General features: G+C 39.2%; 10 protein-coding genes and 1 riboswitch. Of the genes, 5 read left to right on the top strand and 5 right to left on the bottom strand.

All coding sequences use genetic code 11. The features are described 5' to 3' along the window. Window positions 1–19 precede the first annotated feature (19 nt). On the bottom strand, window positions 20–2,506 hold the full coding sequence (locus PL_RS06330) for a transglycosylase domain-containing protein (protein WP_041884227.1): 2,487 nt from the start codon (window positions 2,504–2,506) through the stop codon (window positions 20–22). A 220-nt stretch (window positions 2,507–2,726) separates the two neighbouring features. After that, a complete protein-coding gene (locus tag PL_RS06325) occupies window positions 2,727–3,857 on the bottom strand; it encodes a hypothetical protein (RefSeq protein WP_348621247.1) in 1,131 nt (376 codons plus the stop codon). Between the two features lie 271 nt (window positions 3,858–4,128). On the opposite strand from PL_RS06325, the gene PL_RS06320 reads away from it, so the two are divergent. The 5 genes from PL_RS06320 to PL_RS06300 all read left to right on the top strand — a co-directional run bounded on the left by PL_RS06320 (window position 4,129) and on the right by PL_RS06300 (window position 10,819). Next, window positions 4,129–5,010 carry a polyphosphate kinase 2 family protein gene (locus tag PL_RS06320; RefSeq protein WP_041884229.1) on the top strand — a complete coding sequence of 294 codons (882 nt, stop codon included), beginning with the start codon at window positions 4,129–4,131 and terminating at the stop codon, window positions 5,008–5,010. 37 nt (window positions 5,011–5,047) lie between these two features. Next, window positions 5,048–5,237: riboswitch (cobalamin riboswitch) on the top strand. A 95-nt stretch (window positions 5,238–5,332) separates the two neighbouring features. Continuing rightward, window positions 5,333–7,369, top strand: coding sequence for a TonB-dependent receptor (locus PL_RS06315; protein WP_052496459.1), 2,037 nt, complete (start codon window positions 5,333–5,335; stop codon window positions 7,367–7,369). Window positions 7,370–7,387: 18 nt separating this feature from the next. After that, a complete protein-coding gene (locus PL_RS06310) occupies window positions 7,388–8,524 on the top strand; it encodes a YncE family protein (RefSeq protein WP_041884231.1) in 1,137 nt (378 codons plus the stop codon). Window positions 8,525–8,548: 24 nt separating this feature from the next. Next, complete coding sequence (locus tag PL_RS06305; RefSeq protein WP_041884232.1) at window positions 8,549–9,469, top strand: hypothetical protein; 921 nt, start codon at window positions 8,549–8,551, stop codon at window positions 9,467–9,469. A 15-nt stretch (window positions 9,470–9,484) separates the two neighbouring features. Continuing rightward, on the top strand, window positions 9,485–10,819 hold the full coding sequence (locus PL_RS06300) for a DUF5074 domain-containing protein (protein WP_052496460.1): 1,335 nt from the start codon (window positions 9,485–9,487) through the stop codon (window positions 10,817–10,819). Window positions 10,820–10,878: 59 nt separating this feature from the next. Here PL_RS06300 and PL_RS06295 read toward each other — a convergent pair whose 3' ends face one another. The 3 genes from PL_RS06295 to PL_RS06285 are packed head-to-tail and all read right to left on the bottom strand — an operon-like array spanning window position 10,879 to window position 14,193. Continuing rightward, a complete protein-coding gene (locus tag PL_RS06295; protein WP_348621245.1) occupies window positions 10,879–12,621 on the bottom strand; it encodes a hypothetical protein in 1,743 nt (580 codons plus the stop codon). After that, window positions 12,621–13,589, bottom strand: a complete 969-nt coding sequence (locus tag PL_RS06290) for a FecR domain-containing protein (protein ID WP_041884233.1) — start codon at window positions 13,587–13,589, stop codon at window positions 12,621–12,623. The genes PL_RS06295 and PL_RS06290 overlap by 1 nt, the downstream gene beginning before the upstream one ends. A 1-nt stretch (window position 13,590) precedes the next feature. Next, on the bottom strand, window positions 13,591–14,193 hold the full coding sequence (locus PL_RS06285) for an RNA polymerase sigma-70 factor (RefSeq protein ID WP_235324603.1): 603 nt from the start codon (window positions 14,191–14,193) through the stop codon (window positions 13,591–13,593). Window positions 14,194–14,208: the final 15 nt, after the last annotated feature.

Raw genomic sequence — 14,208 nt, 5'->3', positions numbered from 1 at the left:
GACCTTTTTACGTTATATTTTAATTTGTTTTACCCTCGTTTTTTTTCTTCTCGTCTTCCTTTTTCTTTTCTTCTTCTTTTTTCTTCTCTTTCTCTTCCTGACGTTTTTTCCTTCTCAGTTCTCTTTCTTCTTTTCTGGTTAAAGGCACTACAGGAACAAGCTGTTTGATAGCCGGCTCAGGTGTTTTCTGAGTTTCGCTTTTTAGCTCGTCCTGTTTTTCAACAGGAGCATTGCCATCTGCAGGTGCAGCCACATGAAGAGAATCCGTTGCTACGCTATCGGTTTTAGTCGTATCTACGCTGTATACCGGGGTAGGGCAGTTATATTTCGTTGTAATTGGAACAGTCGCTTTCGGGAATGGTCCATAAGTATAACCCGTACTCTTATCATGGTATACCTTTTCCATAAACTTGGCGAAAATAGGTAAAGCCGTACGTGAACCTTCGCCGGTTTCACCATTTTTAAAGTGTGCTGAACGTTCATCACAACCAACCCAGACACCAGTCACCAGGTCTTTTGTAATTCCCATATACCAGGCATCCACATAGTCAGAAGATGTTCCTGTTTTACCACCAATCTGGTTATTCTCTTTCCACAGGTCCCATTCCCACAGGGCTCTTGAAGTTCCTCCGGGTTCTTCCATCCCACCTTTGAACATATACAGCATTAACCAGGCAATCTCCTCAGAAAGTATTTTCTTGGTTTTAGCTACGAAATCTTCCAGTACATTACCATCCTGATCAGCAATCTTCTCTACTAAAATAGGATCGGTTCTTACCCCTTTGTTCAGGAATGTACCGTAAGCTCTGACCATTTCAAATACAGAAACGTCATTCGGGCCTAAACTTACAGAAGGTACTGATTCCAGATGACTGTCAATACCACATTCATGGGCCCATTTAACTACATTTTCCCAGCCTACCTTTTCAGTGACCTGTGCTGTGATTGTGTTGACTGAACGGCCCATTGCTGCACGCAAAGAAGTCTCTCTGTAAGTGTTTTGCCAGTTGGCATTTCTTGGCTCCCAGTATTCTGTTTTACCTTTTTCCTCATATTTGATTTTAACAGGTTTATCAATAAAGGTATCGCAGGGGCTCATGCCACTTTCAAGTGCTGCCAGATAAGCAAAAGGCTTGAATGTAGAGCCAGCCTGGCGCTTAGACTGATTGACGTGGTCATACTTGAAGAATTTATGATCCAGTCCGCCAACCCAAACTTTGATTTTACCATTAAACGGATCTAAAGTCATCATACCTGTATTCATGATCTTACCGTAATAACGGATAGAATCCATCGTAGAAAAAAGGGTATCACGATCACCTTTGTAGGTGAAAATTTTCATCTTTTTCTTTTTATTAAAATAAGCTGCTACTGAATCCGGCTGTTTAGCAAATTTTTTCTCCAGCATGGCATAAACCGGAAGGTTTTTCATTGCGCGTCCAGGATAATCAACTTTCTTTTTTTCAGAATCCTCCCATGGATCTTCATTTCCCCATACACTGTAAAATCTTCTCTGCACTACTTTCATCTGTTCAGCAACAGCCTCTTCTGCGTATTTTTGCAGTTTAGAGTCGATCGTGGTATAGATTTTCAGCCCGTCTTCATAAAGGTCATAGCCATTTTTATTACACCAGCTTTCCAGATATTTAGCCACTGCAGCTCTCAGGTAAGAATCACCATCACTACCTTCTTCTTCTCTGCCTTCTTTAAGTTTAACCGGGGTGTTTTTATATTGGGTAAGTTCTGTAGCGGTAATATATCCGTATTTGTTCATCTGTGATAAAGAAACATTTCTTCTTTCCAGTGCTCTTTCAGGATAGCGAACAGGATTATAGGTCGTGGTTCCTTTCAGCATCCCTACTAAAAGAGCGGATTCGGGCACACTTAATGAATCAGTTTGTTTATCAAAATATACTCTTGCGGCTGTTTTGATTCCATAAGCATTGTTACCGAATGAAACGGTATTGAGATACATGGTGATAATCTCATTTTTAGAATAATTGGCTTCCAGCTTTACTGCTGTCATCCATTCCTTTAATTTAGAAACTATGGTTCTGATTACAGGAATATGTTTAATAAAGCCCTGTGATTTGTTATACCTGGTACGGTACATGTTTTTAGCCAGCTGCTGTGTGATGGTACTTGCACCTCTTTTATCACCTGTAGCGGTTGAAATTCCACTTGATAATAATGAGCGGAAATCAATACCCATATGTTTATAGAACCTGGCATCTTCTGTAGCAACCAGTGCATTGATTACACTTGGTGAAATCTGTTTAAAGATTACAGGTGTACGGTTTTCCTTATAGTATCTGCCAATCAGTTTGCCATCCGAAGTGTATAGTTCTGAACCCACACTTTGCGTAGGTAGTTTAATATCCTTGTAAGAAGGGGAGTAGCCAAAAAGCCACAAAAAGTTTAATTGAAGTGCGCAAAAGAAAATGATGATACAGAAAATAAATACTGAAAAGTAACGCAGGTATTTATTATGGATCTCTTTAAACATACGGTATGGTCAAAATATTAGTGAAACTTTTATTTAAATTCTTGCCGGAATCTGTTTGAATTTATAAGGTAAGCAGATTTGGCGCCCAAATATAAGCGGTAATCTGCATACCTTATAAATTCAAAAAGGTTCAAAGAACATTATGTGCAAATTAACGTAAATAAATCACTAAAATTTTTGCCATTATAAAATAGATTGAGCTGATAAACGATATGCAGATCTAATTCAGTACCTGCCCTCCGGCAATAACATGCCTGTTCTGTAAACTTTTTTCAGAACTCATTGTAGCTATGATGAATGAAATTTTAAATCTTTCCAGAAAAACAAGGCCCAATGACACTTGTCCGAAGGTGAAGTTTGATTTATTAATGCCCAGATTGTCCCTGAAAACATCTGTACCGTATAATTTACTTGCATTAAAATTGCAGAAAAACCGCAGGGAATTATTGCTTGTAGCCGCATCAGCATAAATATCGATGCCCAGGGAACCACTGCCTGCCCACTTCTCCGTGATTGTTCCAAATGCCGGAAAATCTGCAGTACCCTTAGTGATTAATCTCGAAACCAGATTGTACTGGTTGTTTTTGGAGTGCAGATAGGCCAGGGGGTATTCAAAATTCAAAACGGTATTACCGCCGTAAGTAATCAGCCGCTGATAGGCCTCTTCTTTTTTAGCTTCATCTTTATCGGTAGTACTATTACTGGATACCATGGTTCCCAGACTAACCCTGAACAGACCCAGATTACCATTTACCAGTTCAGAATAGACGGAACCTGTGTTGTTGCCAAAGTTGACGCCAGCGTTTCCAAGTGCATTGAATCTCTTTCCCTGGTTTCCATAAATGAGATCAAAAAAGGCTCTGGAGCGTAAAGATCCGAACCCCATATTAATACTTCTGTAGGTCATCAGGTCTTTTACATAGATATAGTACAGGCTATCCATTGTAGTCTGCAGGCCTGCTATTTCTTTTTGAAGTCGTTTTACACTGTCTGATTTGGTTTGAAGGACAGTCTGACTAAAAGGAGCTTTACCATCCTTTTTGATAGAATTATCGTAAAGGTCCTGTATTAATTTTTGCAATACCACATCTTTGTCCTTTTTAATTGTCGTTTTATAATTGTAATCTACTATGTCGAGCGTCTTATAAACGACTTTGGACTTATCCTTCCCGATAGTGGTCAAAGGAGGCATACCATCTTTGATACCAGTTGTATTATCCTTAATGGTTATCAGAGGAGTAATACCTTCTTCAATAGTTGAGGTGCGGGGCTTAAGTCTGAACCCGACCTGGGCGTTTGTAGCCAGTACTGTAATTACAAACAGTACTGTTAACAGCATGTTTTTTTTCATTTTGAGAGTTTTAAATAGATTTTTTATTGCTATCTGTCAGATATGTAAATCTATAGGGGAATTTTTGAAGGAGACAAATGGATCGTATTAATATCTCCCGGCGAAGAATGTGTTAAATCTTCATTAAAAACTATAGCTTAGGGAATAAGTTGAAATAAAGCAATGAAATTATCAGAATATGAAAGTCCTTGTTTTAATTATCCTGCAATTGTAACTGGCATAAATTATGCTGAATAAGACCATCAGCTAAATATTTTTAATTATAAACCTCATGAGTAAAGAAACCGACCGCTTTTTAGCACCAGCAGGGCAGAAAATCAGATTAAAGGACTATAGTACCCATTATGATGGAGATACTGGTAAAAAGGTCGGTAAGGCAACACTTACAGCAATTAAGGAAAAACTAAGTGATTATCAGGAAACGCTGTATGCTGAAAACTCGCATTCGGTGCTGATCATTTTTCAGGCAATGGATGCTGCGGGAAAAGATAGTGCGATTGCACATGTGATGTCTGGTTTGAATCCTCAGGGTTGTGAGGTTCATAGTTTTAAAACACCTAATGCCAGTGAGTATGCGCATGATTTCTTATGGAGACATTATATCGCACTGCCTCAGCGGGGAAAGATTGGTATTCACAACAGATCGCATTATGAAAATGTGCTGGTTTGTAAAGTTCATCCGGAATATATTCTGAATGAAAGGATTCCCGGATATGATGAGGTGAAAAAAATAGATAAAAATTTTTGGAAAGCGCGTTATGAAAGTATACGTAATTTTGAACAGCAGCTTACTGAAAATGGAACAGTGATTCTTAAATTCTTTCTTTATGTATCTGAAGAAGAACAAAAGATACGTTTTCTGGATAGAATCAATGATGCTACAAAGAACTGGAAATTTTCATCAGGCGATATTGCTGAAAGAGCACTCTGGAAAGATTATATGGCTGCTTATGAGGATGCGATTACCGAAACTTCGACTGAGAATGCCCCTTGGTATATCATACCGGCTGATAAAAAGTGGTTTGCCCGGTTAACTATCAGTCAGATTCTGGAAGAAACTTTTAAAGGGATGAAACTCAAATACCCTGTACTTCCTGAAGAGGAAATGGCTAAACTGGAAGAGTACAAGAGAAAATTAATGGGAGAGGATTAAATTTTAATCGGATCTTAATCTATATCGCTTATTTTAATACCTTTGCGTTGCTTTTGGTTCCTGGTCTCACCGATCAGGATTAAAAGGGAATATGGTGTAAATCCATAACTGTCCCGCAGCTGTAAGCTCTGTAACGGAATTCATATCCAGCCACTCATGATAAAACATGGGGAAGGCATGAATATCCGGGAGTAAGTCAGAAGACCTGCCTTTAGCGTTATAATTTCATAGCTTTCGGGGATTGAAGCTAGGGGTGAGCGCTTTTTACTGACGTAATCATTTCCTTAATCTGCTGTTTGCTGTGGGTAACCCTCACAACAAAATGATCAAAAGAAAATTTGCCTTTGATGGCATCTGTAATTCTTTTTTCGGCTTTTCTGCTATCTTATGGCTAGGACTTGCTATGCCCTGCAGTTCTTTTGCCCAGACTGATTCTGTTAAAAAAGCGAAAGAGCTTAATGAAGTCTCTATCCGCGCAGTTAAACTGGGTAAACGCCAGCTTTCAGCCTCTCCTTTACAAATTTTATCGGGCAAAGACCTGGAAAGAATAAGTAGTTTATCTGTAGCTGATGCTATCCGTTTTTTTTCTGGAGTACAATTGAAAGACTATGGTGGGATAGGAGGCTTAAAGACGATTAATGTCCGCAGTATGGGAACTAATCATACGGCTGTTTTTTATGATGGGGTGCAATTGGGAAATGCGCAGAACGGTCAGGTTGATTTAGGAAAATTCTCATTAGATAATATTGAAGAGATAGAATTGTACAACGGGCAGAAAAGCAATATTTTTCAATCAGCCAGAGGTTTTGCTTCCGGAAGTTCTGTTTATCTGAATGCCAGACAGCCAGAGTTTGAAAAGGGGCAATATAATCATATCAGAGCTGCTGTTAAAACGGGTTCATTTGGTCTGATCAACCCAACGTTACTCTGGCAGCACAAAATCAGTGAGAAGGTATCAGCTTCTGTCAGTACAGAATATAAGAATGCCAATGGCAGATATAAATTTCATTATACCAATGGGGTATATGACTCTGTATTCGTGCGGAAAAATGCGGATATAGAAACCATGCGGATAGAGGCAGGGCTGAATGGCAAATTGCCTGACAGCAGTGCATGGACGGCAAAAGTTTATTTCTATAAGGATAAACAGGGGCTGCCTGGGGCAATTGTAAACAGTGTTTATGATTTTACCCAACGTTTATGGAATGAGAATTTCTTTGCGCAAACCACCTATAAAAAAGAAGCGGGCCGGTATAATCTGATGGTAGCTGCAAAATTTGCAAATGATTACAGCAGATATCTGAATCCTGATTATGTCAAAGAGGATGGACTGTTAAATAATGTTTATAAACAGCGGGAGTTCTATTTATCACTGGCTAACCGTTATAAAATCAACTCCTTCTGGGATGTTGTATTATCTGGTGACTATCAGCGTAATACGCTGGACGCTAATCTGGAACGATTTCCGTATCCCACCAGGAATACACTGTTGACCGCAGTGGCTTCACAGATACATTTTAACAGAATAGATATACAGGCCAATCTGTTAAATACCTATGTCAATGATAAGGTAGAACAATATTATTCTGCCGGGAATAAACAGATGCTTTCGCCGACAGTAATGGTTTCCTGGCAGCCTTTTAATCCTAAAGAGTTCCGCATCCGCAGTTTCTATAAGAACATTTTCAGGATGCCGACTTTTAACGATTTATACTATACTCAGATTGGTAATACATTTCTCCGGCCGGAATATACAAAACAGTATGATTTAGGGTTTACTTATATCAGGGCTTTTGAAAATAAACTCCTTCAGCAGATCTCCGTTCAGACAGATGCCTATTATAATACGGTTAAAGATAAGATTGTTGCTGTACCGGGAGCCAACCTGTTCCGCTGGAGTATGCAGAATATTGGTCGTGTGGAGATTAAAGGACTGGATGTAAATGTGCAGACTGCCTGGAAGATTGCTGGTGATTTACTTTTGAATACCGGGCTTACCTATACTTATCAGCAGGCACTGAATGTAACTGATGTCAAATTGAATTACAGGAATCAGATACCTTATATCCCTCTGAACAGTGGTACTTTTCTTTTAGGCGCAGACTGGAAAAACTTTGCGATGAACTATAGTTATATCTATACCGGGCAGAGATATGACCAGAGTGCCAATAATGCCAATAATTATGTACCTGCCTGGTATACGCATGATATTGCTTTTCACTATACCAGGATCATGGGCAGACAGCGCTTCCGGCTGTCAGCAGAAGTTAATAATCTGCTGAACCAGTATTATGATGTGATCACCAATTTTCCAATGCCCGGCCGTTCTTACCGGTTCACCTTAGCATATTCCTATTAAAACCAAAATATAAAAGAAATGAAAAAACAAATTACTTATCGTTTATCACTGGCAGTCTTGTTATCAGTATCTCTGTTTGCCTGCAGGAAAGACCCGCAGCCGCTTCCTGAAGAAGTGGTAGTTGTGCCTCCGGCAAAACCTACACCCGCCAAAGGATTTTACCTGGTTAATGAAGGAAACATGAACATGAACAGAGCTTCATTGGATTACATGGATTTAACAACAGGTGTTTATCGCAAAAATATCTATAATCAGGCTAATCCAGAGGTTGTCAAAGGCCTTGGAGATGTGGGTAATGATATCGGTGTGTACGGATCTAAATTGTACGTAGTGGTTAATATCTCCAATAAAGTCGAAGTGATGGATGTGAAAACAGGTAAACGTATCAAGCAGATTAATATCACAAACTGCAGATATATTACTTTCAGTAAAGGTAAAGCTTATGTAAGTGCTTATCTGGGTACGGTCGGGGATCCGGCGGCTCCAAATGGTATTGTTGCACAGATTGATACGACATCACTGACAGAAACCAGAAGAGTGGATGTTGGCCGTCAGCCGGAAGAAATGGCTGTTGTCGGAGAAAAATTATATGTTGCCAATTCTGGTGGTTATACTCCAAGTAATTATGAAAGAACAGTCTCTGTAATTGATTTAAACAGCTTTCAGGTTATCAATAAAATTGATGTTGCGGTTAACCTGCATCGCCTTAAAGCCGATAAATACGGTGATTTATATGTGACTTCCAGAGGTGATTATTATGATATACCTTCTAAACTTTTTGTCATTGATACCAAGACTGACAAAGTGAAGAAGACCTTTGATATCGGCGTAAGTAATTTGGCTATTGATGATGATTCTGCCTATTTCTATAGCACTGAATTCAGTTATGTAACCGGCGGATATGTAATTGCCTATGGTATTATTGATGTTAAAAATGAAGTGCTGACCGATAAAAAATTCATTACTGACGGAACGGATAAAGAAATCAGTATCCCTTATGGAATAGCAGTTAATCCTTTTACAAAGGATGTATTTGTAACTGATGCCAGGGATTATGTTTCTCCTGGTACCTTATACAGTTTTGACCCGGCTGGTAAAAAGAAATACCAGGTAACCACGGGCGATATCCCTGCACATTTTGCTTTTGTTTATTAATCAATCTTAAAACATAAAAAACCAATGAAAACTCTACAAACTAATTTAAAACCTCTTGCAATCGCACTGGTTGCAGCTCTGGCGTTTACAGGATGTAAAAAGGACGCTAATGATGACGTTAAGCCTGATGCCAAAGCTCCTGTAAGAGAAGTTACTGCTGGAAGCAGCAAATTCATTTCTAAAGTATTTGAATATCTGCCTGCACCGGGACAGTTTATCAATGAAAGCCTGGGTAGCCTGGCCGGAGCGCAACGTATTATTGGCGATGTAAATCAGACAGGAATGATCTCTCTGGGGGGTTATGGTGGTTATATTATTTTTGGATTTGATCACTCTGTTACTAACAGACAGGGATATGATCTTGCTATTTATGGTAATCCATTAGGCCCCACTTTACAATGGTCGGAACCAGGTATCGTAATGGTAAGCCAGGATACCAACGGAAATGGTTTACCTGATGATCAGTGGTATGAACTGGCAGGTAGTGAATATAATGCTGCAGGAACTATCAAAAACTATCAGATCACTTATACTAATCCGAATGCTACTGCAAATGTAAACTGGACAGATAATCAGGGAAATTCAGGACAGGTTGAGATCAACAGATACCATAATCATAATTATTATCCTTTGTTTGCGCCAAATCAGGTGAGCACAACTTTCAGCGGGACTTTATTAAAGTCTACCTGGGGTAAGAGTGGTGAAATCTTTATTAATAATCCTTTTGCGTGGGGATATACAGACAGCTGGTCAGCAGGTGATAATTATGCTGATAACATGTATAACTCATTTGATATTGCATGGGCAGTAAACAGCAGCGGACAGTCAGTGAATCTGGGTACTATAGATTTTGTAAAGGTTTATACAGGGCAGAATGAAAAGGGCAATACGATGCTGGGTGAAATTTCTACTGAAGTAAGAGGAGCCGCAGATTTAAATCTTTAATAACTAATCAATACAATGAATTTTAAAAAATCAATGCCGTATGTGTTTGCCGGTTTAGCTATGCTGGCAATCGCATCTTGTAAAAAGGACAATGAAAAAGAGCTTTTAGTTAAGCCTGAAGTGGCTGAACAATTAGCTAAGGGGGGGAAAGATTCGATTACAGTGAATGATGCTTTACTCCTGCATCCAAAACTAAACAATATTAAAAATGCAGTTTATAGCTGGACGGTTAATGGTGAACGTAAAGGATCTGATTCTGTTTTTACCTTTAAGGGGACAGATCAGGGAGATTATAAAATCAGCTTCAAAGCAGCAACAAGCGGCGGTGAAGTTACTGTTGATTATCAGATACACGTTTGGGGTAAATATGAAAATGGATTTTATATAGTGAATGAAGGCTGGTTTGGTCACGGAACAGGAACAGTAAGTTTTTACCGGTACAATACCAGCAAGATGGAGGACAGTGTTTTTGTTAAAGAAAACCCTGGTAAAGATCAGGAACCTAAATCTTCTACACTGCAGTCAGGCGTTATTTTTAATAAAAAATTCTATTTGGTTTCAAAGGTAGGCGGACCAATGGTGGTTACGGATAAATATAGTATGAAAGAACTGGCACGTATTCCTTCACAGGGTGGTAATGACTGGCGTTCTTTTGTTGGTATCAGCGAAAGTAAAGGTCTGATTAGCTCTGGAAAAGGAGTGTATCCGCTTGATCTGAATAGCCTGGTTGTCGGACAGAAGATTGCAGATGTAGGCGGACAGGTTGGCGATATGATCAAAGAAGGTAATGCTGTTTTCGTACTTTCTTCAACTGATGGGGTTGTAGTTTTAGATGCTAATGATTATAAAGTAGTAAAGAAAATTGCAGGTGCATCTGTAGGTTTTGCCCGTACAATTGATGGCAGTATATGGGCTGCAGGAGGAACTAAATTGTTTAAAGTCAATGCAGCTCTTGATGTTCAGGAGGTTGCAGTACCTTTTAGCATTTTTGGTTCATGGGGAGCATGGCATCCCGGATCCATTACTGCTTCTGCTAAAGAAAATGCTGTATTTTTTGCTAAAAACGGATCTTTTAGCGGTGGTTCTGAAATCTACAAATATATACCGGGAAATCAGACTTCTCTGCAGGCTGCATTTTTAAAATTACCGGCAGGAAAGATTTTTTATGGTGCCGGATTATGTTATGATGCAAAATTGGATCAGTTATTGGTATCTACTGTGCAGTCTGGTTTCGGAGAAAATTTCAAAGCTAACAACTTGTATTTTTATGATCCGGTAACTGCAGCGGTTAAAAAGACAGTTTCTTACGATGGTTATTATTTCCCTTCGGTAATAGTAACACATCAATAAATATAAAGACCTTATGTGTGTGTTGTGCCCCCTTTTACCATTTTGGTAAAGGGGGTTTTTTAAAATAAGGTAATTCCGGCATTCCAGCCCAGCCAGCCTTTGACTTTATTGCTGAATGCATGCGCATAATCAGGTGCAACATGTTGTTTATAGCCTTTTACGCCAGAACCATCCGGGTAATCCGTGTCATACAGGGAATAAGACGGACCTCCGAAAATGGTCAGTCCGTTACATATTTTAAACTGCAGATTTGCCTGAAATTTGTTCAGACCTGACAAATTGTTCCCCAGACCGGTATAAATAAGCTGTGCCGTGTATTCGGTACCGATAGACAGTCTCTTATTGATCAGGAAATCATGACCTACACCGAAACCTATAGTTCTGATTTTGGCAGTATCCGAGAAATTTTGTCCGATCATCAAAATGCTGTAGAGCTTTTGAGTACCGGTTTTGATACTCAGGTTGGTATTGATGAGCTCATTACTGGACAGGCTGATTTTATGATAACCATTTTTTTTAACCAGATTAAGTAGTCCGATACTGTATCCGGAAGAGCTGTCAGCGACGTTGACCAGACCAATTTGTAAACCTTTAACTGTTTTTGCATAATTGAACAGCGCTGCTACCTGGAGGCCATTCATCGTCCCTCTGGTCGTATTGGCAAGGCCGGCAAACTGTATACCGTTAACGTTCTGTTTGGTCAGGTTGTAGATACCTGCGGCCTGAAATCCTTTCATGTTTCCATTCAGCATATTTACAACTCCTGCCAACTGCATGCCGGTGGCATTTCCGCGTACATTATTCACAAGGCCGCCAACCTGTATTCCGCTGATGTTTCCGATCACAGAGTTTACAGCGGCTGTCAGCTGCACGCCTTCTACAGATCCGCCCACAATATTAAACAATCCTGCTACCTGTATAAAACGCACATCTGTTTTGTCCATATTAAATAAACCAGCCATCTCCAGACCATTCAGTCCTGCAGAATAGCCCCCCAGAACATTAAAAGAGGCTTTGTTGATCACCTGTGAACTCATCATCCCATGTGAACTCAGGCCAGGGGTGAGGGAAGCCTGAAACGGGCTGTTTGCCAGGAAGCCGGATATATTTAAACTCTGAAACCTTTGTTTGGATGAAACAAAGAATCTTCCGATTCCCATATTTTCTACTATGTTGCTTATCCTGGTTTTACGTTGCGAAGTGGTGTCTTCATATCCTTCTGGTTTGATGGTAATATTAGAAAGAAAGATAAGTGTAGTATCCCGGTAAGCCTCTTTACTGGCTGTTAGGATGACTTCGTTATAATCACCTTTGAATCGAAGTTTAAAGTAGCCGTCATTATTGGTTAATGTGGACTGAAGCAATCGCTTCTCATAAACACTGGCCTGTTTGATTTTTAGCCCTGTTTTAGTATCAATGACATAACCACTGATGAGGTATAAACGTTCAGCAGTAGTGATATTGTCGGGTTCTATGGTCAGATGTAGTCCCGCAGAGCGGAGAATAATATATTGACCGTTCTCTTTATAATCTATCCTGCCAGCAAATAACTGGTCAAGGACAGTGTTTACAGCAGTATTTTGTACGGAAAGATTAACCAGACTATCTGCATTAAACAGATTACCCTGATAGGAAAAGTAAAAATTACCGGAAGTACTGATCTGGCTCAGTACTTCACTTATCCTTTTTTGTTTTACCTGTATAGTTACTTTTCTGGATAAATTTCCCGCCTGACTATGCTGCGCATAAATTTTGCAGCTAAAAAAAAATAGAAGACACAGGACAAGTAATTTTAGATTCATTATGATTTGTTTACCAATAGTATTTTGCCCTCACTGTGTACTTGTTTAACATTTAGTGTTTCACAGATCAGCTGTAAAATATGATCCAGTGAGTCTTCTTTAAAGGTAGTAGTGAGCGTTAGATTTTTGATTTTTGGGTCTTCAATAACAATATTTACCTGATAGGCCTCATTTAAAGTTTCTGCAACTTTCCATAAAGGTGTATTATTCAGCATAAAGGCCTTGCTGCGGTAATAATTGTATAGCTGATCTGTATTTGTTTCCTTGTTTAAGGTTGTCATGCCTTTTTTTACATTGACTTTTTCGCCTTTATGGAGTTCAATACTGGCAGATCCGATACTTACTTTAACGATACCGGTTTCAACAATGACTTCTGTTTCTTCATTGACGTGTTTAACATTAAAAGAAGTTCCCACAACTTTTATTTCTACCTTATCTGCATCGATGATGAATGGCTTTTCCTTGTTTGGTGTTACTTTAAAGAATATTTCTCCCTTTTGTAAACGGATTGCTCTGTGATTGGTGAAATCACTGGCGAAACTCATCAGCGCATTTTTATTCAGTGTTAATACTGAACCGTCCGGCAGCGTTTTAACCATAACTTCTTTTCCGGCTTCAACAGCGATATAATCTGATGCTATAAAAAAACGGTATGTACTCCATAAACCGGCAGCAATCAGGAAAACGGCAGCTATTTTAAGCCAGCCATATTTATTTCTTAACGGAACAATAACGGCTTGCTGCTGAGCTGAAGGAGCTACTCTGGTTTTAAATTTCTTCCAGGCCAGTTCTTCGTCTATCTGACTGGTGGGTTCCAGTCCTTTACTGGTTTCCCAAATCTGTTTGAAATGGTCAAAATAAGTCTCATTAGCCGGATCTTCAGCTATCCACTGCAGTACGTCAGCATTTTCTTCGGTACTTGTTTCGTTTAATAAATACTTTATTAAAAGTTCATCTCTATCGCCCATCTTAATTCAAAAAATCCTTGTAAAACATTATTCCCAGTAGAATAAGGGCTAAAAAATCAACCAGCTTTAAGCGTAATATTCTTAAAGCCTTACCCATCTGACTTTCTACCGTTTTGATAGAAAGTCCCAGCTGGTCGGCAATCTCTCTGTACTTTAACTCTTCAAACCTGCTCATATGAAATATAAGCCTGCATTGTTCAGGTAAGTCTTCCATAGCCCCATGTACTCTGGATTCCAATTCATTTAATTCTATTCTGTGTGATGCAGGTTCACTTACCTGAGAAGAGTGCATTGTATAATTCTGATAACGTGTTTTTACCTTTTCATGTTTCAGGAAATTCAGGGTGTCATGATAGACACATTTATACAGGTAGGCTTTAACTGAAGTCTGAATATTCAGCAGCTCTCTGTTTTCCCAGAATTTCATGAATCTGTTTTGCACAATCTCTTCTGCCATCTCATCATCACGGATCATGGTGTTTACATAGATATGCAGTGCCTTGTAATGCGCTTTGAACAATTGTTCAAAAGCGGCGTCATCGTATTGAATAGATGTAGTCTGTGTCACAGTTCTGGTTAATTCCACGTGGTATTTCTTCTCCAAATATATTAGAATTCT

Source organism: Pedobacter lusitanus (assembly GCF_040026395.1).
Lineage (GTDB): Bacteria > Bacteroidota > Bacteroidia > Sphingobacteriales > Sphingobacteriaceae > Pedobacter > Pedobacter lusitanus.
This window is presented reverse-complemented; position numbering and strand designations above follow the sequence as displayed.

Coding starts and splice junctions, on each gene's coding strand:
- PL_RS06330 (WP_041884227.1), bottom strand. CDS start 2,506: ATGTTTAAAGAGATCCATAATAAATACCTGCGTTACTTTTCAGTATTT.
- PL_RS06325 (WP_348621247.1), bottom strand. CDS start 3,857: ATGAAAAAAAACATGCTGTTAACAGTACTGTTTGTAATTACAGTACTG.
- PL_RS06320 (WP_041884229.1), top strand. CDS start 4,129: ATGAGTAAAGAAACCGACCGCTTTTTAGCACCAGCAGGGCAGAAAATC.
- PL_RS06315 (WP_052496459.1), top strand. CDS start 5,333: ATGATCAAAAGAAAATTTGCCTTTGATGGCATCTGTAATTCTTTTTTC.
- PL_RS06310 (WP_041884231.1), top strand. CDS start 7,388: ATGAAAAAACAAATTACTTATCGTTTATCACTGGCAGTCTTGTTATCA.
- PL_RS06305 (WP_041884232.1), top strand. CDS start 8,549: ATGAAAACTCTACAAACTAATTTAAAACCTCTTGCAATCGCACTGGTT.
- PL_RS06300 (WP_052496460.1), top strand. CDS start 9,485: ATGAATTTTAAAAAATCAATGCCGTATGTGTTTGCCGGTTTAGCTATG.
- PL_RS06295 (WP_348621245.1), bottom strand. CDS start 12,621: ATGAATCTAAAATTACTTGTCCTGTGTCTTCTATTTTTTTTTAGCTGC.
- PL_RS06290 (WP_041884233.1), bottom strand. CDS start 13,589: ATGGGCGATAGAGATGAACTTTTAATAAAGTATTTATTAAACGAAACA.